This is a genomic window from Streptococcus sp. DD13 (genome assembly GCF_001578875.1).
In the GTDB taxonomy this organism is placed as follows: domain Bacteria; phylum Bacillota; class Bacilli; order Lactobacillales; family Streptococcaceae; genus Streptococcus.
Genome location: NZ_KQ969506.1, coordinates 210,973 through 234,579, shown reverse-complemented (window position 1 = coordinate 234,579; position 23,607 = coordinate 210,973). Strand labels below are relative to the sequence as shown.

Below are 23,607 nucleotides of genomic sequence, written 5' to 3'. Positions count from 1 at the left end.
GCCTCGTAGAGCCCACTCAACCCCTGCGTCTTGCTCGACAATCCAAAAACAAACAAGAGGCTAGGACTGTTGTCCTAGCCTCTCTATCCTCACCCAATCTCCTTAGAGCATTCTCTATCGCCTACTCCGACTTTTCAATGTCCTTGCGAATTTCTTGTGCATTAAACTTGGCAAAGAGATATTGGCGATCCTGCACAGGGAAACGCTGATCCAGCTGATCAACTGCCCCTACTTCGATAATCCCATGATCGATGACATAGTCCATGACATGCCCTCCAAAGCTATGATCATCTGAAATAAAATGAAGATGGTAACCCGCTACTGATACACCGTGAAATATCTCCGGCGTCCAAATCCCCACAATCGTCCCCGAGATATTGTCGGTCGAATATTCTGGTTGATGAGTGGCAACATCCGCAAATTTCTCTCCACTTGTGGATTTGGGAATCATCCGAACACGCATCTTAGTGAAATCCCCAACAATTTTGATGGAGCGAAATAAATTTTCTCCATCATAATAAGACTCGATCCGCTTTTGAAGTTCTTCTGCTGTCATCGGAAAACGTTGCCGAAAGATCACCTCTGCTTGATGATGAATGACAGCTGCGTAGGGAACCTTCATCTCATCCGCCACTTCCACAACTTCCGGCTGATCTCCTGATCCCTTAGCTTGATAGGCCTTCCCATCTAGAACGATCAATTCCCCATCGATAGAATCCAAGGTCCCTAATCCCAAATCTCCATGTTCGAGCAATTCACCTACTGTCAATGAACCACCGTATAATCCCGCCATTAAGGCACCTAATGTATTGTATTGGAAAAGTGTGTTGATTTCCATGAACGATTCCTTTCCTCGTTTCCTCTGTTCTAATCACGATCAAGATTCCCAGATCTTGAAAAACTTCCTTTAGTACTCCTCTTGCAAGTCTTCTAAAGCCACTTGCATGTCCATATCATCTGGAACCCTTTGTAGATAGGCTTTTAATAACCGCTCTGACTCTTTGCGATCCCCCAGTTGCTTCAGATACAAGGCCATATCTTGTAAAAATTCAGGGTTTTCCTTTAAGTCATCCTCGAGTTCCTTGTACAAGGTAAGCGCTCGATCGTCTTCCTCTATGGCACGAAAAGCCTTCGCAAGATTCCAGCGCGTCAGGACATTCTCAAACTCTTCTTGAGCAAGCGCCACCACGTCCTCATACCGCTCTTGTTCAAGATATAAATTCGAAAGACGCAATAAGACCTCATTGAGATCTTCAGCGTTGTCTTTTGCCAGTAAGAGATAACGCTCTGCTTTTTCTGGGTCATGCGCCTCATAGGCATACTGGGAGATTAAGAGCATCATCAGGCTATCATATTGATTTTTCTGCAAGCCCTTTTCCGCAATTGTTATAGCCTGATCCACCTGATGTTCTGCATGAAGAGACTGAGCATAAGGATACTCATACCCTTCAAATTCGGGGTTCAGGGTATCCAGTTGCTTAAAGTAAAGGTTGGCCTTTTGATATTCTTCCTGATCATACAATAAAACAGCCAGCTCATATAAAGTCGTATCATCATATTCTAGCTCGACCGACTTCTCCAGATATTCAATGGCCACTTCAAAGCGTCCAAGTCGAGCATAAGCTATCCCGATGCGTTGGTAAATAGAAACACCTGTCAACTCTAGCAGTTCATCATGATTTAGTTGAACATACCATTCGATCGCTTCCTGATAAAAGCCAAGCTCCATATCCAGCTCTGCCAAACCAAAGCGGATTATCTCCTCCTCTGATAGACGGCTCGCCTCAAGAAGTTTTTCCCTTGCCACATCCGTCAATCCCTCTGACTGATACAAATCAGCCTTCACAAGCAAGGCTTCGAGATAGTAAGGACTTTCTGACCCAATCTGCTCGAGATAGGCAAACGCCTCCTCGACATTCCCATCGTCGTTTGCAATCTGCGCCAACTGGAGTGCGGATTCAGGGTAAATCGGCAAAAGTTGCTCGTAGAGCGTTTTCGCCTGAGAGAAAAAGCCAATCCCTTCCAGATAGACCGCTAACTCAAGTAAAACTTCTGGATCATCCTGGCTTCTCGCTCTTTTAAAATATTTTTTTGCCCGCTCCAAATCTTGAGATTGGATCGAGAGAATCATTTTTTCGCTATTGTTCATCCTTGCCTCTTTCATTCACAAACTCGTTCGTCCTATATTGTATCATTTTCTGACCTAATTTTCCTGTATTTCTTCCCTTTCCTTCCATCCTTTAAAAAATCTTTTGTGATATAATAAACCTATCAAAATCATGAGGGGTTACTGTATGTTAGTTTATTTTGGAACCTATACGAGACGCTTATCGCAAGGGATCTATCAGGCTGATTTTAATGAAAAAACGGGAGAATTGTCCCAGCCACGTCTTTTGGGCGCTGAACCAAGCCCTACTTACCTCGCCATAGCAGCGGATGGATTCGCTTATAGCGTAGGTGCTAAGGATGAAAAAGGAGGAATCGCTGCCTGGGATCCGAACTTTCACCTCATCCAGCATGTGGTCCAAGAAGGAGCCCCTCACTGTTATGTCAGCGTGGATGACGATCGTCAACTAGTCTATGCTGCCAACTATCACAAGGGACAAGTCCTTGTCTATAAAAAAGAAGAAAATGGTAGGCTGACCCTAGCTGACTGTGTCCAGCACTCAGGACAAGGGCCTCATGAAAATCAAGCCTCCAGCCATGTCCACTTTGCTGATCTCACGCCTGATCGCTATCTCGTTACCTGTGATCTTGGTACGGACCACTTGGTGACCTATGAGATTTCTGAAGAAGGAAAACTCACAGCTATCGACCAGTTTCAGATCACTCCAGGTGCAGGACCGCGTCACCTAGTCTTTCATCCCTCCCAAAAAATGGCCTACGTGGTTTGTGAGCTGAATTCCACTGTTGAAGTTCTCATTTACGACGGATACGGTGATTTTGAGTCCATTCAGATATTGTCTCTGATTCCCAAAGATTATGACGGTTTTAATGGAGGCGGAGCTATCCGTATCTCTAGTGATGGTCGTTTCCTCTATGTTTCCAACCGCGGACATGATTCCATTGCAAGTTTCTCCATTGGGGCAGATGGACTCTTAGTCCCTCTAGAGATTGTCAAGACTGGTGGACACACTCCTCGAGATTTCACCCTCTCTCCAGATGAGCACTTTCTCATCGTTCCTCATCAAGACAGCGACAATGTCAGCGTACTTCAACGTGATGCAGCCAATGGTAAACTGACATTGCTCTCAGACGACTGCTTGATCCCTGAGGCAACCTCTGTATTGTTTGGAGATGCATAAGCCTGAATGACCTCTTCATTTTCGCACGAAGGATGATCGGTCATTTTAACGAGTCATTTTGATTGTCAAACCTTCCGAAAAATGATTCAATAAATAAGAAGGCACTTGCCTCGTTTATCATTATTATGTTAGGAGACGATCAAATGAATCCACTCGACTTACTGAACCAAGTGAAAGAACTCATCGAAAAGAAAGATTTCGATAGCGCAAAGAAATTTATCGAAGACAACAAGGATCATTTCGGGGACTACCTTGAACAAGCAAAAGGACTTGTTTCAGGAAATGACTTGGTCAACGGGGCAGTAGACAAAATCAAAGGCCTCTTCTAAATGAGCACTGACTCCATAACCAATCTGGTTATGGAGTTTTTTTGACGGATAAAAGCCAGCTCTTAAGTTCCCCCGATAATTTGGTTGTTCCAAACGAATCCTGAATCGCGGTCCAACGTTTAAGAAAAATAAGATCGTCAACAGACTCAGCCGTCACCCCTAACGTAAGAGCTGATAGCTTAGCTTCCAGATTCTTATTGCTAGATAAGGCCTCTGCTAATTCTTGTTCCTTCATTGCAAGGGCTTCCGCATTTTTCTCTGATTCGCTCTTTTGAGAATCCTCCCACGCTTTCAGCTTCTCGAATCCTTCCTTAGCGCTTTTGATATCTTCGAATCCTAGGCTTTTGAAGATTTTTTCTTGCGCTTTCTTGGATTCTTTTGCTACCAGGCCGGTCACTTCTTCTTGAGTGAATGTCCTGGTTTGTTCTGTGCTTTCTTGCACTTGGTTTTCTCCAGGGTCAACTGCCTGGTCAGTATGTTGGATTTCTTCTGCCACGATAGGCCTCCTGCTTTTTGATATTCCGTTCTTTACCGACTGCGGATAAAGTCTAAGTGCCCTGCAGGACTCGAACCTGCTCAGAGTGGAGAACATACAAATCACCCCCCTGTTCCTTTCGAGCGCATAAGAAAAGCCGTGGAGTTACGGCTTTAGGTATAATTAAATTTTGCTTGTACTTGTTATTTTCCCACATTTTTTGCATTCCGCGCAGGAGTGAGCGCCAAGTTCCTTCACTACATAATCATGTACACATAGGAATTCTCTAACAAACCACTTCTTTATTTTAAACAATTGATACATCGTCTTTATCCCTTCTAGATATAAGAAAAGCACCTAGATCGAACTAAGTGCTAAGTTAAAGAAATGCCAAGGATTTCATTTTCGAAATATTCTCTTGGATTCCCTCCAACATCTACGAGCAAGGAATCAATTTCTTCAGCATTATCAGACGCTGAACAATAATCTTCGGCAAAGCCAGACACAATTTGTCCATCAATTAGTGTAATTTTGACGTTTTTTCTAACATATAGCCATAACTTCATCGGTTTTTACCTCTAAGCGTTGGGACAATATGTGCCCCTGTTTTACTGTAGTGTATTCTAAAACTGTCAGTTTCAAACATCTCTCCTGTAGATTGGTCGATATATATACCAATCTTGCCGTCGTGCTGGATAATCTCTTTTTTAGGAATATATCCGTCTTTATCAGAGTACCTAAACTGCCCTGTCCCAGAATAACGTTTAATTAGTTTAGCTGCCTCCTCCATTGATACCGTCAAATAACTTGGTTCAAACTGCTTACCATTGGCTAAGTCAGTCTCGAGTCGTCTATACCATTCGTTAGTACCTCTGATGTGATCAGCTTGTTTCTGTTCGTTGATTTCTGTCTTAATTATACCATCTTTCACAGCAGAAGTGAAACGCTGACGCATTTCTTTTTGTTCTGCTCTGTGCTTTTCCAGTTTGGCTAGTTCACGCCTTAATTCAACTTCTTTCTTCGCCTTGCTAAATGGGTCATCATAGTGCTTCTCCCTAGCGTAATCACGACGAAGAAACGGATGCTGCTTGAGATAGTCTCTCATGGCTCCTTGTTGGATCCTAATCTTGTTTTTATACTTATCGATTAGTTCCTGGTCGCCCAACTTCTCGGCAACGTGAAGCTTTTCCTTGTTCGACCGGATTGAACGTTCTAAGGCTCTTTGTTTGGCTTGTGCGTTGGCATTTTCTATCGCCTGTTCTTGGCTAATATTCTCTACATCCGGCCCAAGCCCAGGGAGCGTATGAACACCTGGTATGAACGGGGTCAAGATATGGCCACAATTGATTCCCAAACACCCTGCAGGCGTCCCATGTCCATGATCAGCTAGAGACAGGACCTCTACACCTTCTACCTCTCTAGCAGGCCCAAAGGTGACGATACGATGTTGAAGCGGTGCGCATGCTGCTCTCGCGCTTGCTTTCTTAGAATAATAAAAGGTATCTATCCCCAACTCTTCAGCTGGACGGGCACGCATTTCACGGTAAGCGCGCAGAGACTTTTATTTCAACTTCTGCTCGCCAATTGCTCCACTGTCCTCAGCTATAGCCAGCGTTGATAGCTGCTTGTGTAGCGTTTCCTAGCTTTATATACTCACTAGCAAATAACTTTTGTCGTTGATTTAGCCCAATATCCTCACCTCCTATTTCAAAAACAAAAAGCCAGCGTTTGCTGACCTTTGTTGCACATTAAACCTAGTCCGACATGCGATTGACTAGACCTTTCGCGTCGCAGGCGCCGTACGCTTCTGCACGCTATTATGACCCACAAGCCTTTTAAAACTTGCAGGCCCAAGTAATCGGGTAAAAAACACATTTTGCAAGGAGTAACGACAATCGACTGTTAACTCCCGATTGCTTCATACTACTATTATATCTCATTATATAGACAAAAAACTCCCAAAAAATATAAAAAAGTTTAAGAAAAGTGTTGACATAGTATTTAGACTATGATATACTATAAATGTGGTTGAGGAAAGGACAATCGCAGATAAGAAATCTAAAGAAAGGATATTGACTATGAAGCGTCAACGCAAAAAAGAAAAGCTCTCTACAGCAGATAAAATTAGTCTTGGCATCTTCCTGATCGAACTAATAAAACTGGTCAGAGAACTCTTCCACAAATAGCTTTTAAGAAGTCACGGGGCGAAAGCCCCAAGGCTTCGATTAGATTATATCATAGTCACAAAGGTATATGCAATGGATAAAGAAAAACGTTCAATCATTATCGCTTCTCTCGCTTTAGGATTGAGTATACTAAATCTTATTATATCATTCTTAAAGTAAGGAGATAATATGACAGATAAGAAACGCAAAGGGTACAGCACCTCAGAAGGTCAGCGAGAGGCTGACAAACGATGGGCTTCTAAAAATAAAGAGCATAAGAATTATTTAAGTAGGCGTTCGAATGCGCGTGGGTTCATTCGGTCACTTGCTACAACAGAAGACTTGCACGAATTGCAAGACTTAATTAACGAACGCTTAAAATAAAAGGCTAGGCACAGACCTAGCTTTTTTTATATACCAGCAAAACCCCGTTTTTATAAGCTTCCGCAAACTCAATTAACGCTTGATTTATCATGCGATGGTATTCGCTTTCCGAATAGCCATATGTCAAATCGGTTCCTGTTGCACGTGGAGCGCCCATAGTTTCTTCTTCCAAGTCATCATTACAGTAAGGCATCCCATTTGTTCCGCTTGTTGCGGTGATGATGAGATTATAATACGATCTGATAGCTTTATTTTTTAATGATTTTTCCACATCTTTCCCATCGACTTCCTCTCCAGTCATGGTATCACCAGCTAATACCAGTGCTTCAATAAAAAATTTCATCGTGCGTTCAACAGCTCAGTCCATTTTTTTCCATTCCACTCTTCTAAAGTAGCAAACGATTCGAATTCATTGCAAACCTCCTATGTTTTAAGTCATCAACGACTGTTATTATAATCCATGGCTTTTAACGTCATCAATGCTTGGACAATGCGCCGTGCAGAATTCGAACCTGCTCAGAGTGAAGAACACAAACTAGCCCTTCGACGCAAAAGAGACCAGTTTCACCAGTCTTGATTTTTATAGAATCAAAATGTATAATTTAATAAAAGAGGAATTCGAGCACCCATAGGAGCGCGGATGCCTCTTTTATTTTTTAGGTTTCAACATCCCTAAAATTTTGTCACCTTTCCTTATAAGTGCTATATTAAGACCACGCCTTTTTGATCTATAGATATCTTCAAAGTAACGTAAGGCGTCTTGTAAACTCATGTCACTTTTAGTCAAATCATAAATAATATTCCCTGCTTGAACTTTAGCCTTTCTTGGTAGGACATGCTAATTCTCAAGTGACCACATCAATATATACTCATGTTACACGAAACATGAAAGATTCAACTCTAGAACAGAAACAAAAGGCCCACCTTTAATAAGGTAGGCCTTTAAAACGTTAATGTATCAACGCTTATTTTTTAAGATTGTAGAATGATTTCAAACCACGGTACTCAGCTACTTCACCCAATTGGTCTTCAATGCGAAGCAATTGGTTGTATTTCGCGATACGGTCAGTACGTGACAATGAACCAGTCTTAATTTGTCCTGCGTTTGTTGCAACTGCGATATCAGCGATTGTTGAATCTTCAGTTTCACCTGAACGGTGTGATACAACGGCAGTGTAACCAGCTTCTTTAGCCATTTCGATAGCATCGAAAGTTTCTGTCAAAGTACCGATTTGGTTCACTTTGATAAGGATTGAGTTCGCAGCATGTTCTGCAATACCTTTTTCAAGGTAAGCAGTGTTTGTTACGAAGAAGTCGTCACCAACCAATTGAACCTTGTCACCAAGACGTTCTGTCAATTTCTTCCAGCCATCCCAGTCATTTTCATCCATACCATCTTCGATCGTGATGATTGGATATTTGTTAACCAATTCTTCAAGGTAATCAATTTGCTCATCCGCTGTACGTTTCGCACCTTTTTCACCTTCGAATTTAGTATAGTCGTAGATTCCATCTTCGTAAAACTCTGATGAAGCACAGTCAAATCCGATGAAGACATCTTTACCTGGTACATATCCAGCAGCTTCAATCGCAGCAAGGATAGTTTCTACACCGTCTTCAGTTCCCTCGAATCGAGGAGCGAATCCACCTTCATCACCTACGGCTGTTTCAAGTCCACGACCTTTAAGGATTTTCTTAAGAGCATGGAAGATTTCAGCTCCCCAACGAAGTGCTTCTTTAAAGGTAGGTGCACCTGCAGGTACAATCATGAATTCTTGGAAAGCAATTGGAGCGTCTGAGTGAGATCCACCATTGATGATGTTCATCATTGGAGTTGGAAGCACTTTTGTGTTGAATCCGCCAAGGTAAGTGTAAAGAGGAACTTCAAGGTAGTCTGCAGCTGCACGAGCAACGGCGATAGACACACCAAGGATAGCATTTGCACCTAATTTACCTTTGTTTGGAGTTCCATCAAGCGCGATCATAGCACGGTCAATAGCTTGTTGCTCACGTACATCGTAACCAATAATCGCATCTGCAATAATATTGTTTACGTTGTCAACAGCTTTTTGAGTCCCAAGACCAAGGTAACGTGATTTGTCTCCGTCACGGAGTTCAACAGCTTCGTGCTCACCAGTTGAAGCTCCTGAAGGGACCATACCACGACCCATAGCACCTGATTCAGTATACACTTCAACTTCAAGTGTAGGGTTACCGCGTGAGTCTAGGACTTCGCGAGCGTAAACATCAGTAATAATTGACATTCGATTACTCTCCTTTGAGTTTTTATTATTTACAAGTCTTATCATACCTTAAAAAGTGCTTTTTTTCAAGGAAAAATAGCTATCTCAAGCGGAAAAAGGCTCCCTTTTTCGATGTAATCGCTTCCTTTGGCTATTTAAAAAAACTTATGATATAATGCAAGAATGAAAGATCTAACAAATGAAATCCTCCAAAAGGCCAGCGGGGAAAACCGGCTCCATCCGGATGAACAAAAAAAATTTCTAGAAACATATGAAGAACGTGTAATCGGAGAATGCAGCATAGCTGACGCCAATAGTCCCCTGTTTCGTGACAACTTTTCAAGTATGCTGGAGCAAATCCTAGCAGCTTATCAACCAGTCACCATCAAGATTTCTCCAAATGTACAAAATAGTTATCAAATTTTTTACTTAAAAGTCGCACACGAGCATGCTTGTACGGCGACTATCGTGTCTGACCAATGCAGTCGTTCCCCTTTTGGATTGATTATCCATACCGATCACCCGGTATCAGAAGAACAGAAGGATTTGACCATCCGGTATGCGACATTGCTTCATCCAGACGGAGAAAAAAAGAACTCCAAAAAATCGTCATTTTGGGGAAAATTATTCCATTAAGGGTTGAGTAAGATTTCCATTCGCAAAACAGAATCTAAAAAAGAGAGTGGGACAGAAATCGGTCATTCGTTAGAATTCGATTTGGTCGTCCCACCTCTGCACAGTTGAGTCGGGCTGTAAAAGCGGATGAAATCAGCCTAGTAGAGCCCACTCAACCACTGCGTCTTGCTCGACAATCCAAAAACAAAAAAGGAGGCTAGGACTTTTGTCCCAGCCTCCTTTTTTGATCCCATTAAGTTTTGAACATCCGGCCATTCCAACCTGCCAGCTTTAACAGATTGGCAATTTGATGGGCACAGCGCTCTAGATTGTCCGATGTGGCAGCAAAAATCTCCTCCCGACTGCTCACCTCCGTGATGATGGAAAAGGCAGCTTGGATATTTTCAAATGGAAACTCTGGAAGATCTTTGCTAAGACTACCACAAATCGCAAGAACCGGGATACCATCCGGTGTCCTGCGAGCAACGCCAATTGGTGTTTTTCCAGATAGACTTTGTCGGTCCAGACGACCTTCTCCAACGATTACTAAGTCAGCCTTCTCGACACGCGCTTCAAACCTTGCTCGATCTAGTACAGCGTCAATCCCTTGATGGATCTGACCGTTTGCAAAAGCAACGAGACCTGCCGCCATCCCGCCACCAGCTCCTCCTCCTTTTAAAGTCAAAAGATTCGGATAAAAGGTTTGATAGAGATTTCGTAACGCTCCATCGACCGCTTGGAGATGCTCGGGACACATTCCCTTCTGTAGGGAAAAGACGTTTGTAGCGCCATTTGGACCACACAAGGGATTGGCGACGTCTGTTAAAACTTGGATTTTAACCTGCTCTAGTCCTGTCCACCGCTCGGAATCATCGATAGATTTAATCTGAGATAAGGAGGCGCCGATTGGGTCGAGCCTCTTTCCTTCCTGATCCAAGAAGCGATACCCCAATCCCGCAGCCATCCCAATCCCACCGTCATTCGTTGCAGAGCCCCCCACACCTATGATGATTTCCTGGTGTCCTTCAGATGCTAATAGAACGATCAACTCTCCGACTCCCCTTGTAGTAAGCTGGAGGGGATCACGCTTTTCTACCGGAATCTGCTCCAAACCACAGATGGATGCCATTTCAAACATAGCCGTCTCTCCATCACTTGCATAACAGACCGTTCTTTTGTGGCCAAAGGCATCTGAGACTACTGCCTCTTTTTTCGTCAATTGGTGAATTTGAGCAAGCGCTTCTACCGTCCCTTCTCCTCCATCTCCCAGAGGAAGAAGGTCAAACCTAGCTTCGGGAAAGGTTTTCTTAAAGCCTTTTTTGATAGCTATCGCTACATCTTTTGCTCTTAAGGATTCTTTAAACGAATCCGGTGCAATGACTATATGCATATGCTGACTCCTTTTCTGCTAAATTCGATGTAAAGACTGAAGTAGGTCCCACACCTTCATGAGATTTGCCTCTTCGATGTGATAGGTGACTTGGTTTCGAACCACTTCCTTGGCACAGAAAGCAATTCCGATCCCTGCTGTTTGCAGAAGGGGGATATCATTTGCCCCATCACCAATAGCGACAATCTGATCAGCTGATAGACGAAGCTCCTGAGCCCAAAGCAGAGCCGCCTCCTTTTTGGATTGTGCACTAACGATAGGACGATCCAAACGTCCAGTTAGCTTGTGATCCTTGATTTCAAACGAATTGGCTAAGATATAGTCTGGCTTGATCATTTGGAGGACTGGTTTCATCATTTGTAGAAAACCCCCTGAAGCGATTCCGATTTTAAAGTCTTGTAATCGTAACAAGTGGAGAAGCTCGATCGCTCCATTTGTAAACGTCAGTTGCTGGGAAAGGTCTAGAACAGTCTGAAGATCCACCCCTCTTAAGAGATTTACCCGCTTTTTCAGACTGTCCCCAAAGTCCATTCTGCCTTCCATCGCCGCTCTTGTCAAAGCTGAAACCTCCTCTGCCTTTCCAACCTTATGGGCCAGACAGTCAATCCCCTCTTCTTTTATCAAGGTACTATCCATATCACAAACGATTAACCCTTTGACCAATTCTGTCCCTCCTGAATCATCAACTTTCTTATATTGAGTATAGCACTTTTCCATTCAAAAAAAGAGCCTATTGGCTCTTTTAATATCGTATTTGTTCCCGTGTTTTTTCATAAGAGTGAACAAATCGTTCCGTTACTCCTGGTTCTACGCTCTCCAATGCGAATGAAATTTCTTCAAAGGAAGCTTGATAATTGTATTCCTTTTCAAAAATAGCAAGGGCACGTGCAAAGGATTTTTGAACATTCTGATCAAAGGAGCGGTAGCGGTTCGAATACTGTAACAGTTGTTCGGTCAAGGAAGCATTTTGAATGATCAGGTAGGCTTGCTCTTCCAAACTAGTCATATCATAGGTGACATTTTCAAGGAGACGGTTGACAATTTCAATATTGATACGCTTATACTCCAACTCCGCTAATAAGGACTCCAAATGGTCACTTGTTTTAAAGAAGTTATTCAGGAATTCTTCAGGAATTCCTGGAAGATTCCTCTTTTCCATATAGCGTTTCAAGGTATGCAATTTATTAATGTACTCGTTGGCTTTACGGCGAGCTTTTGCTTCAGAAGCTTCTTGAGTCTGAAGGTATTCTGCAAGAACAATCTGCTCTTCTTCTAATTCCTTCAAGGTTTCTTCTGCATGACTTAAGCGCTCATGTAGGATTGAATACGCCACCTGAGGATGATCGATTTCATCAATGCTTGCCTGAGTTGTCTCTTTTAATACAGAAATGCGTCCTGCCACTTGGTTGATACGTGCTCGTTTACTATCCGCTAGCATGTAAGCCTTATCTAAACGTTCGGACTCGTCTAGTAAGTTCTTGGCATTATCAGACACATGCTCCATGAATTGAGGAAGGATTTTAGCCAAGCGAACAGTCTCCTGATGCGCTTTGATTTCATCCGTAAACTCTTGGTACAAGGCATCGATTTCTGATTGAATTTCCGTATTTTCAGCTTCTGCTGCATCCAGATCAAAGGAAACAATCAGGGCGGTATTCTCACGGATGGCTACGCGAATCTCTTGGAAACGATCTGCAATGTTATCCTCTGTAAAGAGATAATGTTGGTCAACCAGTTTTTGATGCCCTGATTCCAAGTCATCCAATTGATCAGGGAAGGACTGGGTTACTTTTTCAATCAGATCAGGAATGCGATCCATGATATGATTGAGGGCAATCATATGCTCTTCTGTCCTATCCAAGATAGAGGCTGCTTCAATAGGATCCCCTGAAGAATTCAGCATGACGAACTCAGAAAACTCTACTTCGATATTTTTCAGTTGTTTTTCGAGTTCTGGAAGTGTTTCCCCAAAAGGTTCGCTGTCTTGACGGACTTTTTCTTGTAACTGATCAAAGAGATCCAAGGCATGTTTAACCCGTCCAGAATTGATTTCCTCTTTTTCTTTGAGTTCTTTTAACCCTTCTCGGATCGAAGCAATATCCTCTTCCATCAAGTCAATCTGGCTTTCAATATTGGCCGCTGCTGCACGGGCTTTCAGAAAACGGAAAGAATTGTTGAACGTTTCAGCTTCAAAAATATGATTTTCAATATCAGCGAAGGAATTGAGGGACAAATCAACCCATTTTTGATTCCACTCGCGGAAGGTCACTTGACTTTGACCAATCAGATGGAGATTTTTTACTTCTTCCACCTCTTCATTGACAGGTAGATTAAATAAATCTTCCTTTCTGTCCTCCAAGGCTTGTAAGCTTCGTTCTGTTCGCCTTCTTACCAGCATCATCGCCGCGTATACAAGCAGGAGGATCACGACAATCGCAATAATCAGTACAATTGTTCTATATGACATGTTTATCTCCTTAGATTTTTAAGTGTTATACTCGAAAATACGCTCTATTATACCATATTTTCGCTTTGTGTGCACCACTTATTGGTGTTTTTAAATATCCAAAGTGGAATAAACAGCATTTTCCTCGATAAACTCTCGTCGGGGCTCTACCTTATCCCCCATTAACATATCAAAAATTTTGTCTGCTTCTGCTGCATCATCTACGGAGACACGTGCCATCAACCGATGTTCTGGATTCATGGTTGTTTCCCATAATTGGTGGTCATCCATTTCTCCCAGCCCCTTATAACGCTGAATGGTTGGTTTGGAGCGTCCTTCACTATAGCGAGCCAAAGCTTCTTGCAATTGCTTCTCCTGATTGGCACCTGGCTGGATATACTCTTTTATCTCAGAGCCGACCTTAACCCCGTAGATAGGAGGTTGGGCAATGTAGACATACCCTGCTTCCAGTACCGGGCGCATAAAGCGATAAATCAAGGTCAAGAGCAAGGTTCGAATATGAGCTCCATCTACATCGGCATCGGTCATGATGACCAACTTTTGGTAACGTGACTTGCTGACATCGAATTCTGCACCAAAACCTGTCCCCATCGCCGTAAAGAGACTTCGAATTTCATCATTGGCCAAAATCTTTTCCATAGACGCTTTCTCGACGTTCAAAATCTTACCACGGATCGGGAGAATCGCTTGAAATTCTCGATTTCGCCCAGATTTAGCAGATCCTCCAGCTGAGTCCCCCTCCACGATAAAGAGTTCTGTTTCTGTCGGATCGTTTGAGGAGCAATCGGCCAATTTTCCTGGAAGGTTTGAGATTTCAAGCCCCGTCTTTTTCCGCGTAATTTCTCGCGCTCGCTTTGCAGCAATCCGGGCTTTGCTAGCCAAAATACCTTTTTCAACAATGCGTTTGGCCACTTGAGGATTTTCCAATAGAAAATCGGAGAAAGCATCTGAAAAGAGACGATTGGTGATTTTAACAACTTCGCTATTGCCCAGTTTAGTCTTGGTCTGTCCTTCAAATTGGGGGTTGGGATGTTTGACAGAAATCACTGCTGTCAAACCTTCACGGACATCTTCCCCAGTAAGGTTGTCTTCATTTTCTTTTAGGATTTTATTTTTCTTCGCATAGTCATTGATGACCCGCGTCAGAGCTGTCCGAAAACCTTGTTCATGGGTTCCACCTTCGTGGGTATGGATATTATTGGCAAAGCTGATCACATTTTCTTGATAAGCAGTTGTATACTGCATGGCCACTTCGACGGTGATGCCATCCATCTCTCCATCCGTATAGATAGGGGTCTCAAAGATAACTTCTTTTGTATCGTTTAAGTATTCTACATAAGAAGCAATCCCGCCTTCATAGTGATATTGCCGTGTTTGCTCTTGACCGTCTCGCTTATCCGTTATAGAGATGCGTAGTCCTCGGTTCAAAAAGGCGAGTTCCTGGATCCGCTTGTTTAGCTTTTCAAAATCAAAGGTCGTCGTCTCGGTAAAGATGGTGGGATCCGGAGTAAAATGGACCGTTGTCCCAGTCCGTTCTGTCTCCCCAATTTCCTTCAAGTCAGCAACGACTGCTCCACGTTGGTACTCTTGGTAATGGATTTTGCCATTCTTATAGACACGAACATCCAACTGGGTGGAAAGAGCGTTTACGACGGATGACCCTACACCGTGGAGTCCTCCAGACACCTTGTAGCCTCCACCTCCGAACTTTCCTCCTGCGTGTAAGACGGTAAAAACAGTCTCAACGGCCGGACGTCCCGTTTTTTCCTGAATATCTACTGGGATTCCGCGTCCATCGTCAACAACCGTAATGGAATCGTCTGGTTCAATAAAGACTTCAATATGACTGGCAAATCCGGCCAGCGCCTCATCAATCGAATTGTCCACAATTTCCCATACCAAATGATGAAGGCCCTCTTTGGAGGTCGAACCGATATACATCCCAGGACGCATCCGAACCGCTTCTAATCCCTCCAAGACCTGAATCTGGCTGGCATCATATTCTTGCGCACGTTCTTGCAAATCTTTTATTTCTTCTGTCATTTCTCTTCCTTTTTTATCGGGACTATCCCAACATAATCCCTATAATTATACCATATTTCCCGTCATTTCGCACTAAAAGAATCGAAGCTCTATCTCCCGATTGAATCCCACTCTTTTCAGAGTCTTCCCCTAAAATTGCCTCCAAACCAAACAATAGGGACAAGGGAAATCTACGGCAGATTTATCCCCTCTATACTCGAAGCAGTTGAGCCAGCCTGAATCGAGCGTGACAAAAAAGGTCGGAATCCCTTCCAACCTTTCGCTCTACAGAGAACTTACTTCTTCAAACAACTGCTGGTAAACCATTTGTTGGGCCAAGGCTTGTCCGTCTCCTCCCAAGAGATCGACCAACTGATAGGAAAAGGCTAAAGCCGTGCCAGCTCCTCGGCTTGTTACGACATGACCATCGACCACAACGGTCTCTGTCTGATGAATCCCGTCTTGTATTTGTGCCTCGACTCCAGGAAAACAGGTAAACTTTCGATTTTCTAAAACACCGGCTTTGGCCAATACGATAGGGGCCGCACAAATGGCTGCCAACCATTGGTGATTCCGGTCGCGTTGCTGAATCGCTTCTATCAGGCTGGTATGATCCCGTAAGTTAGCTGATCCTGGCATCCCACCAGGACACAAGACCAAGTCATAGGAGGCTAATTCTCCATCAAAAACCTTATCCGTTTGTACGGTGATGCCATGAGAACCGGTCACCTCAATAGAAGTAAGACCAATCATTTCACAAGTAAATCCTGCTCTTCGAAACACATCCACTGGTGTTAAAGCTTCAATCTCTTCAAAACCTTCTGCAAATAAAACAGCTACTGTTGTCATTTGGAACCTCCTTAGGGATTACTTTTTTAAAATTAATTTCCGTTGTCGCTTGACCCATTTTTGCTCTTCTGTCAGATTATTATGATAGGACATGGATAGGACTAGTCCGACACCGATGAGGTTGGCAATCATAGAAGAGCCTCCTTGAGAAATAAAGGGGAGCGGAATCCCCGTCAAGGGCAAGATTCCTGTCGCTGCACCGATATTTTCAAAAATATGGAACAATAGCATCATGATAAACCCTGTCGCAATGTAAGTATAAAAGCGATTATTGGACTGAAGGGTAATGCGAAGCATCCGGTAGATCAGCAAGAGATAAAGTAAAATAACAATCGTACTACCGACAAATCCTGTGCTTTCAGCAATGACGGTAAAAATCATATCGCTCTCTCGGACCGGTACCAAGACCTCGGATGAAGCAAATCCGTTACCCGTCAAGCCTCCACTCCCAATCGCAACAAGACCTTGCGCTTGCTGATAAGAGGTGGTCTGAGCATTCTTAAAAGGGTCCAGCCAGGAAGAAATCCGATTGATCTGATAAGTGCTCATTCCTGCGGAATGTAAAAACCCTGTTCCCCCTGGAATAAAAAACAGAAGGAGAAAACCACCTATCGTCATAATCAAGATCAAGGTCACCGGCAAGAGGATTTTCCAGGAAACACCAGACATCAGGATGACACCCGCATAGATCGCAAGGAAAACCAGGGCTGTTCCTAAATCACTTTGAAGGGCTAGTAAAATCAATACTGGAATCGTAAACAAGGTTAACAAACCGATCAGATGGAAATCTTGTTTTAATCCACCATCTGGATGCTTTCTCTGAAAAGAAACAACTATCCTAGCCAGCATGACGATGTAGGCCATTTTCATAAACTCAGACGGTTGAAATAAAGTGGTTGATCCGATGGTAATCCAGTTTTTTGCACCCGTAGAAGCAACCAAACTTGGATTATAAAAAACAAGGGGAAGCACCATGAGACCAAGGCCAAATGCGTAAAAGACAGGTGTTCCCTTCCACAAAAACCGGATATGAAAAAACATCACTAAAAAGGCTAAAACCGTTCCCAAACCAATCCACATGAGCTGAAGACCAACCATCGGAACGATCGTTTCAGGATAATCCTGATTCACTGCCACATAAACGGAAAACACTCCGATAATCAGTAAAAAAAAGACGGGCAAAATCAAGCTATAATCTACCCGATCTAAAATCCGACTCATCAAGGACCGCTGTGCCTTACTCCTTGCTACTACCACCTATCACCTCTCCATTTCTGTCATGATTTATCCCCTATTATAGCAAATTTCAAGCTCTATGGGCCAAATAAAGAAGATGCACAAGAAAACTTTTTTTATCCATTCTGCCAATCTTGCGTGACGACTCCATGTGAATCCCTGTTTTCTCCAAGCTATCCAACGGTTGAAAACTTTGTCGGTCAACAAAAAATAGCCTGTGATTGGCTATTTTCCTAGATAGTTTTAAAGTTTATGAACGACATAATCAAATAGAGCCAGATCCGCCTTACTGACTCCCTGACGTAACTCTGGATGCCACTGAACACCCAAAAAGCGCGTCTCATCCGTGGTTGTGACTGCTTCAATCACTTGATCCTCTGTTGCCCGCGCAATGACGGTCAAGTTTGGAGCTAGTTGATGAATGGATTGATGGTGAAAAGAATTAACGACCGCCTTTTCTTGGTAGATGGCATAGAGTACACTAGAAGGATCCACGGTGATGCCATGTGTTGCCTTTAGGCCTGACGCTTCCTGCCAATGTCCTTCAATCTCCTGATGAAGAGTCCCACCCATGGCGACATTAAAGAGCTGAAGGCCTCGACAAACACCAAATATCGGCTTTTTCTGGCGGATGGCTTCTGTAATCAGCGCCAACTCAAATTCATCCCGTTTCAACAGGTAATCATCACTTTCGATGGTCTGCTCCTCCTTATAAAATTGAGGCAATACATTCTGACCACCCGTTAAGATTAACTTGTCAATCAATTGGATATACGTCGGTACCTGACGAATATCTGATAAAGGAATGTGTAGAGGGAGTCCACCAACTGTCTGAACTCCTTCTACAAATCCGGATGGGATGTAATTCATCGTTACGTCTGGGTCTTCTGGAAAAGGGCGTTCATTTCCAGCGATCCCAATAATTGGCTTCTTCATTCTTTCCTCCTAATTGGTCTGTAAACCGATCACAAACGTTGCTTCTCCGTCTGTAATAGACACTTCTCGAATCTCAAATGGACGACTCGTTAATGATAGTTGAATGTCAGATTGATCCACTACAAGATCAGGATTCCCTTTGATCAGTTGACCCTTTATCAGCGACAGGACCAAACTGGTCGGAAGGGGCATCTTCCCAAGTCGAGCATGTACAGCTCTTAAGACCAGATGTTGGTTTACCACACTGACGGAAAATTCCATGTCTAGCTTACTCTCAATCGGACCTAGTTGGACCGGTGTTTGCAAGCGAAGGTAGTCCCCTTCTAGACTGTAGGCTGTCTCATTTAAGGGACGGCTTCCCAGTTGACCAATGAGAGATTTCAAATATTGATTAAAGCGGCCCGTCCGCAATCGAATCGTCGCTGTTTGGCTGGTCAGATCGATCTGGTCTGCACTGAGATCTTGCACCAAGCTGGCCAAGGACATTTCTGTTTGGACTTGTTGCAGTTGATCCGAAGGGTTTACCCGATCTGGAATGAGCAAGCAGGCTAAACCGATCAAGGCGATCAAGCTCAATAAGATTCCCCGGCGTATCCATTTCAACATATCTTACCCCCTTTCCTTCTCTTCTTTAAAAATCCTACCATAAATGACTTCAAAATGGGAGATTTGACTGCGAATAGGTTTCCATTCACTAGAAAATGAAGAGGCTGGGACAAAAGTCCTAGCCTCTCCATTGTTTTTGGATGGTTGAGCAAGACGCAATGGTTGAGTGGGCTCTCCTAGGCTGATTTCATCCGCTTTTACAGCTCGACTCAACTGTGCGGAGGTGGGACAGAAATCGAATTCTAAGGAATGACCGATTTTTGTCCCACTCTCTCACTTTCACTTTGATAACGAATCCTTGGATCCGTTTCTTTTACTTGTCCAAAATCTTTTTTACAAGTTCTTGTACTTCCGGCAAAACTTCTTCCTTAAACCAGGGATTCTTTTTCTGCCAGATATTGTTGCGGGGGGAAGGATGCACTAAGGGGAGATACTGGGGCAGGTAATCCTTAAAGTGACGAACAGTCTCCGTCAACTTAGCAGACGACTTCTGATGTAAATAATAGCGCTGGGCATAATTTCCAATTAGAATCGTTAGTTCAATATCAGGTAACTGTTCTAAAATTTTTCCATGCCATTTCTCTGCAAAGCCCTTTCGTGGAGGCAGGTCTCCTGACGGGCCACTTCCTGGGAAATAGAAATCCATAGGAATCACCGCAAAATAGCCAGACTGATAGAAGGTCTCCCGATCCACTCCTAGCCAAGCCCGTAGATTATCGCCAGAAGGATCATTCCAATACAAGCCAGACTCTTGGGCACGAATACCTGGAGCCTGTCCGACAATATTGATCCGTGCTGTCTTTGGAGCTGTAAAAAGTGGCCGAATCCCTTTCGAAGTGAACAAGGCATTCTGTGGATCTTCCATGATTTGCTTGATAATCTCCTGCATCCGCTCCATCCTCCTTTACAAGGCTTGTTTATTTGATCAGCTCATAAATCGCTTCTGCATAAATTGCTGCAGCACGATACAAATCTTCTACGTCTGCAAACTCGTTAGCCTGGTGCATAGTATCCGTGTATCCTGGGAACATCGCTCCATAGGCAACCCCACGTTTCAAGAGGCGGCCAAAGGTTCCCCCACCGATGATTTGCTCAGAACCTTTAAGGCCAGTGTGCTTTTCATAAACGGCCAGTAAGGTGGATACAAGCTCATCTTCCATCGGGACATAGTGAGGTGTGTGCTCATGTTCTGAAAGGCTGACAGATACAACTCCTGGAAGGGTGGCCAACTGAGATTGGATCCTTGCGGCATCTGTTCCTTGTGGGTAACGGAAGTTCAGGGCAATGGTATTGTCCTTAGCATCCTGATCAAAGCTCCAAACGCCAGCATTCATAGATAGTCGGCCCATTTTTGCATCCGTATGAGCTACTCCTAACTTTTCACCAGTATGGTCTTCAAAGACATAGGTCGCAGCCAAATGGATATACTCCTTCGCAGCTCCTGCAAAGTCAAAGTCATTTAAGAAGCGGGCCAAATAGGTCGCTCCGTTGATACCAGACTGTGGAGAGGCACCATGGGCAGACTTCCCTGTTATTTGAACGATAAATTGACCATTTTCTTCTCGAACAGATCCTGTCACTGGGTATTCGCTAACAAAATGCGTCAAAGCATCTTGCAGACTTGCAAGGTCTGTATCAGCTGTAAAGACAGCTGTTGCAGACTCAGGGACCATGTTTTCCCGAAGGCCGCCTTTAAAGGAAACCAGGTGGTAACTTCCCCCATTGCTGCTGCCAAAATGGAGGTATTCTGTGATATTTCCTTTTTCGCCATTGATGATTGGGAACTCTGCATCCGGAGAAAAGCCAAAGTCTGGCTCAGGTAGACCTACATGGGCAAAGTAATAATCCATGTCGCCCCATCCGGACTCTTCATCGGTTCCGACAACGAACCGCACCCGTTTTGAAACAGGAAGACCCAGTTCTTTGATGATTTTCAAGCCGTAATAACAAGCCATGGTTGGTCCCTTGTCATCGGATGACCCACGTGCATAGAGCTTGCCATCAATGATCTCAGGTTTATAGGGGTCCGTATTCCAGCCACTCCCAGCTGGTACAACGTCCATATGGGCGAAAATTCCTAGTTCTTCTTCTCCTTGTCCAAAGGTAAAATGACCGGCATAATTGTCGACATTCTTTGTTTCATAGCCATCCCGTTCTGCGATTTCCAAAAATTTTTCCAAGGCCTTGACTGGACCAGGACCAAAAGGATGGTCCTTATCAGCTTTACTATCGTCCCGTTCAGAGTTAATTTCCAAGAGGCTAAACAAGTCCGCCATCATGGCGTCACGACGTTTCGCAACTTCTGCTTTAAAATCTACTGCTGTCATAGTGACTCCTTTGCTAAATGATACTAAGCTTATTATAGCACAAAGGGGAATAGAAAAACGGTATTTTCTGGTCATTTTCTACCGTTTAAACAAAAAAATCCACTTTTTCCTCGCTCGATTCCTTTAAAAAAATGGGCCTGTATGATCCGTTTGAAGGAGACCGCTACTTCCAATAGACGGATGGGCAGCAGGAAATGCACTCGTGAATTGTGATCAAATCTTTTTTTAAAAAAACTTGTTGTAGGCTTAACAACAAGTTTTCTTTGAGTTTAAGAGAGGGGTCCTGGCACTTTCATGAGAAAGATTAAGCTTTGTTCCTTTCTTTCTACGCGGTAAGGGATTTCTTCATGCTCTAGTAGGGTCTTGATGACAAAGAGACCTAGGCCAGAACCTTTTGCTTGCCGGTGATATTCGTCAGAGAAAGACTGAACAACGATGGTTTGTTCCTTTATGGAACAACTGTTTTCGATGTAAAACCAGCCATTTTCCTCCCCAATCCTGACAAATCCTCCTGGACTAGAGTGCTTGGTGGCATTGCTGATGAGATTGGATAGAAGGAGCCGGAGGGTCGACGGATTGAGGTAAGCCTGTTGATGACTGAGATGATTTTCTACCGAGAGTTTGCTTTCTTTGGCAAGGAGGCTATAGTCTGCCAGTAAGCTACTGGTCAATTCCCGTAGAGAAATCGTCTCTTTCTCCTCCCGAAGTTCTTGGACAGAAGAGAGTGATAAAATCTGTAGCACCTGATGGCTGAGATCATCTACAAGGTTAGACGCCACTGTCAGATAGTGGTCTCGATCCTTGTAGCGACCGACCTTAGCCTGCATGTTTTCCAGGAGAATCTTTAGACTGGTTAAGGGGGTCTTAAGCTCATGTGAAGCTCCTCGTAAAAACTCCACCTTCATTCGCTCTAGCTGAAGGACAGCTTCATTTTTCTCATGGAGATTTGAAATAGTAGCCAACAAATGCTGGTAGAGACTGTTGATTTGTTCTTTTAGGTCCCCAATCTCATCCGTGGAGTCTACCCGTAGACGGACATCCCGGTCTAGGTCCATCATCCGTCGCGTTGCCCGCTTGATATCCAAAATCGGCGCTACGATCATCTTAGCATAGCTGTAAGAGATCAAAAGGGAGAGGAGAAAGGAAGCAAGAAGCGTATAGGGCAAAAATCCTAAACTCATCTGCTCAGCTTCCTTCTGCAAGTCCATGGATGTTAGAAACTGAAGTGTCAGAGTTTGCCCTCCACGAGTCTTTAATTCACGCTCCTCAATGACAATTGAATTGGTTTGTCGTTTAGGATCCAACGGAAGACCATCCGCTACTTTTAACGTATTGGTACTAGCCTCCCCTTTGATCGTTACAAGGATATCACTGCTCCTTGAGTAGACAGCCAGTACCTGCTCCATCGTTTTTTGATCCTGGCCATCAAGAGAGCGAGCAATGTCCGTCGCTTTTTGACTCAAATTCTCCTGCCTTTTGTCCTGATAGGTCAGAGGAAAGAGGAAATAAATCGCCAAGTGAAGACACAAGAGAAGGACTGCAAAGATCGAGAAGGTGTAAGCAAAAACCTTGGTAAATAAACTCAATCGCTTCATTTTCTCTCCAATTTGTAACCGACATTGCGGACTGTATGGATGCAATCCAAATCCAGCTTTTTACGGAGCTCCTTGATATAGACATCGATGACGCGGTCAAAAGGGATGTCCTCTGTCTCCTGCCAGACCGCATCCAAGATCTGCGTCCGTGTCAGGACGCGACCTTCATTTTGAACCAAGTAAGCCAAAATGGCCAATTCTTTAGCATTCAGAGACACTGGCTGGCCAGCTACTGTCGCCTGATAGCCTATAAAGTCCACTCGGGTCTCTCCGTATGAAAAGCAGTCCTCTTTTCGATAATACCGTTGTAAAATAGCCTCTATCCGAACTTTGAGGAGCGATAGGGAAAAAGGCTTTTCCAAGTAGCCGTCTGCTAGAGAAGTAAAGGCGGTCAGCTTGTACTCCTCATCTTGAAAGGCCGTCAGTATCAGGACGGGGACCTGGCTGACCTTACGAATCTCAGTCAGAACTTCTAAACCATTTCGCTTGGGCAGCTGGATATCCAGTAAGACGAGGTCTAAATCATATCTAAAAAAAAGTTGCAAGGCCTCCTGACCATCCCCTGCCTGAAAGGTTTCATAGCCACAATCTAGCAGGAAGTCACTCATTCCCTCTCGAATCAACTCCTCATCTTCTACAATCAGAATCTTCATATCCTATCCT

General features: G+C 43.7%; 23 protein-coding genes and 1 pseudogene. 4 read left to right on the top strand and 20 right to left on the bottom strand.

The genetic code is table 11. From position 1 onward, the window contains the following. Positions 1 to 121 precede the first annotated feature (121 nt). Together budA and STRDD13_RS01105 are read right to left on the bottom strand one after the other, a co-directional pair. Positions 122 to 838, bottom strand: coding sequence for an acetolactate decarboxylase (gene budA / locus STRDD13_RS01110; RefSeq protein ID WP_067100747.1), 717 nt, complete (start codon positions 836 to 838; stop codon positions 122 to 124). A gap of 69 nt (positions 839 to 907) precedes the next feature. Further along, complete coding sequence (locus STRDD13_RS01105) at positions 908 to 2,149, bottom strand: tetratricopeptide repeat protein (protein ID WP_067100745.1); 1,242 nt, start codon at positions 2,147 to 2,149, stop codon at positions 908 to 910. 145 nt (positions 2,150 to 2,294) lie between these two features. Here STRDD13_RS01105 and STRDD13_RS01100 point away from each other — a divergent pair, with 145 nt between their 5' ends. Together STRDD13_RS01100 and STRDD13_RS01095 are read left to right on the top strand one after the other, a co-directional pair. Next, positions 2,295 to 3,305, top strand: coding sequence for a lactonase family protein (locus STRDD13_RS01100; RefSeq protein ID WP_067100742.1), 1,011 nt, complete (start codon positions 2,295 to 2,297; stop codon positions 3,303 to 3,305). 143 nt (positions 3,306 to 3,448) lie between these two features. Next, positions 3,449 to 3,634 (top strand): hypothetical protein, encoded by a 186-nt coding sequence (locus tag STRDD13_RS01095; protein WP_067100739.1) that lies wholly within the window; start codon positions 3,449 to 3,451, stop codon positions 3,632 to 3,634. A 28-nt stretch (positions 3,635 to 3,662) separates the two neighbouring features. On the opposite strand, the gene STRDD13_RS01090 is transcribed toward STRDD13_RS01095, so the two are convergent. From STRDD13_RS01090 to STRDD13_RS08930, 4 genes and pseudogenes are all read right to left on the bottom strand, one after another. Continuing rightward, positions 3,663 to 4,130 (bottom strand): hypothetical protein, encoded by a 468-nt coding sequence (locus STRDD13_RS01090; protein ID WP_197457132.1) that lies wholly within the window; start codon positions 4,128 to 4,130, stop codon positions 3,663 to 3,665. Positions 4,131 to 4,483: 353 nt separating this feature from the next. Next, positions 4,484 to 4,675, bottom strand: coding sequence for a hypothetical protein (locus STRDD13_RS01085; protein WP_067100736.1), 192 nt, complete (start codon positions 4,673 to 4,675; stop codon positions 4,484 to 4,486). Then, positions 4,672 to 5,661 (bottom strand): annotated as a pseudogene (locus STRDD13_RS01080) (phage minor capsid protein); the annotation flags it as partial. The pseudogene STRDD13_RS01080 and the gene STRDD13_RS01085, both read right to left, overlap by 4 nt. 46 nt (positions 5,662 to 5,707) lie before the next feature. After that, entirely contained in the window at positions 5,708 to 5,800 is a 93-nt protein-coding gene (locus STRDD13_RS08930; protein WP_197457172.1) for a terminase small subunit, read from the bottom strand. Between the two features lie 663 nt (positions 5,801 to 6,463). Here STRDD13_RS08930 and STRDD13_RS01075 point away from each other — a divergent pair. Next, positions 6,464 to 6,658 (top strand): hypothetical protein, encoded by a 195-nt coding sequence (locus STRDD13_RS01075; RefSeq protein ID WP_067100734.1) that lies wholly within the window; start codon positions 6,464 to 6,466, stop codon positions 6,656 to 6,658. Positions 6,659 to 6,674: 16 nt separating this feature from the next. Here the strand turns inward: STRDD13_RS01075 and STRDD13_RS01070 are convergent, their stop codons facing one another. Both STRDD13_RS01070 and eno read right to left on the bottom strand, forming a co-directional pair. Continuing rightward, positions 6,675 to 7,001 carry a hypothetical protein gene (locus tag STRDD13_RS01070; RefSeq protein WP_067100731.1) on the bottom strand — a complete coding sequence of 109 codons (327 nt, stop codon included), beginning with the start codon at positions 6,999 to 7,001 and terminating at the stop codon, positions 6,675 to 6,677. A 622-nt stretch (positions 7,002 to 7,623) separates the two neighbouring features. Then, positions 7,624 to 8,922 (bottom strand): surface-displayed alpha-enolase, encoded by a 1,299-nt coding sequence (gene eno / locus STRDD13_RS01065; RefSeq protein WP_067100728.1) that lies wholly within the window; start codon positions 8,920 to 8,922, stop codon positions 7,624 to 7,626. Between the two features lie 162 nt (positions 8,923 to 9,084). Here eno and STRDD13_RS01060 point away from each other — a divergent pair, with 162 nt between their 5' ends. Beyond that, positions 9,085 to 9,537, top strand: coding sequence for a DUF1694 domain-containing protein (locus STRDD13_RS01060; protein ID WP_067100726.1), 453 nt, complete (start codon positions 9,085 to 9,087; stop codon positions 9,535 to 9,537). Positions 9,538 to 9,769: 232 nt separating this feature from the next. Here the strand turns inward: STRDD13_RS01060 and STRDD13_RS01055 are convergent, their stop codons facing one another. The 12 genes from STRDD13_RS01055 to STRDD13_RS01000 form a co-directional block, all read right to left on the bottom strand. Next, positions 9,770 to 10,906: a glycerate kinase gene (locus tag STRDD13_RS01055; protein ID WP_067100723.1), complete on the bottom strand. Its 1,137-nt coding sequence runs from the start codon at positions 10,904 to 10,906 to the stop codon at positions 9,770 to 9,772. Positions 10,907 to 10,924: 18 nt separating this feature from the next. After that, on the bottom strand, positions 10,925 to 11,569 hold the full coding sequence (gene serB / locus STRDD13_RS01050; protein WP_231852532.1) for a phosphoserine phosphatase SerB: 645 nt from the start codon (positions 11,567 to 11,569) through the stop codon (positions 10,925 to 10,927). A gap of 79 nt (positions 11,570 to 11,648) precedes the next feature. Further along, positions 11,649 to 13,373 carry a septation ring formation regulator EzrA gene (gene ezrA / locus STRDD13_RS01045; RefSeq protein WP_067100718.1) on the bottom strand — a complete coding sequence of 575 codons (1,725 nt, stop codon included), beginning with the start codon at positions 13,371 to 13,373 and terminating at the stop codon, positions 11,649 to 11,651. 90 nt (positions 13,374 to 13,463) lie between these two features. Further along, on the bottom strand, positions 13,464 to 15,416 hold the full coding sequence (gene gyrB, locus STRDD13_RS01040) for a DNA topoisomerase (ATP-hydrolyzing) subunit B (protein ID WP_067100714.1): 1,953 nt from the start codon (positions 15,414 to 15,416) through the stop codon (positions 13,464 to 13,466). 264 nt (positions 15,417 to 15,680) lie between these two features. Continuing rightward, positions 15,681 to 16,244: a DJ-1 family glyoxalase III gene (locus tag STRDD13_RS01035; protein ID WP_067100711.1), complete on the bottom strand. Its 564-nt coding sequence runs from the start codon at positions 16,242 to 16,244 to the stop codon at positions 15,681 to 15,683. Positions 16,245 to 16,262: 18 nt separating this feature from the next. Continuing rightward, positions 16,263 to 17,465, bottom strand: coding sequence for an FtsW/RodA/SpoVE family cell cycle protein (locus STRDD13_RS01030; RefSeq protein WP_067100708.1), 1,203 nt, complete (start codon positions 17,463 to 17,465; stop codon positions 16,263 to 16,265). 258 nt (positions 17,466 to 17,723) lie between these two features. Then, positions 17,724 to 18,416: a gamma-glutamyl-gamma-aminobutyrate hydrolase family protein gene (locus STRDD13_RS01025; protein ID WP_067100707.1), complete on the bottom strand. Its 693-nt coding sequence runs from the start codon at positions 18,414 to 18,416 to the stop codon at positions 17,724 to 17,726. Between the two features lie 9 nt (positions 18,417 to 18,425). Beyond that, on the bottom strand, positions 18,426 to 19,022 hold the full coding sequence (locus tag STRDD13_RS01020; RefSeq protein ID WP_067100704.1) for a hypothetical protein: 597 nt from the start codon (positions 19,020 to 19,022) through the stop codon (positions 18,426 to 18,428). 313 nt (positions 19,023 to 19,335) lie between these two features. After that, complete coding sequence (locus tag STRDD13_RS01015) at positions 19,336 to 19,920, bottom strand: uracil-DNA glycosylase family protein (RefSeq protein ID WP_067100702.1); 585 nt, start codon at positions 19,918 to 19,920, stop codon at positions 19,336 to 19,338. Between the two features lie 19 nt (positions 19,921 to 19,939). Beyond that, a complete protein-coding gene (gene pepV, locus STRDD13_RS01010) occupies positions 19,940 to 21,349 on the bottom strand; it encodes a dipeptidase PepV (protein WP_067100699.1) in 1,410 nt (469 codons plus the stop codon). A gap of 269 nt (positions 21,350 to 21,618) precedes the next feature. Continuing rightward, on the bottom strand, positions 21,619 to 22,944 hold the full coding sequence (locus tag STRDD13_RS01005) for a HAMP domain-containing sensor histidine kinase (RefSeq protein WP_067100696.1): 1,326 nt from the start codon (positions 22,942 to 22,944) through the stop codon (positions 21,619 to 21,621). After that, positions 22,941 to 23,597, bottom strand: coding sequence for a response regulator transcription factor (locus STRDD13_RS01000; protein WP_067100694.1), 657 nt, complete (start codon positions 23,595 to 23,597; stop codon positions 22,941 to 22,943). Before STRDD13_RS01000 ends, STRDD13_RS01005 begins: the two co-directional genes overlap by 4 nt. Between the last annotated feature and the right edge of the window lie 10 nt (positions 23,598 to 23,607).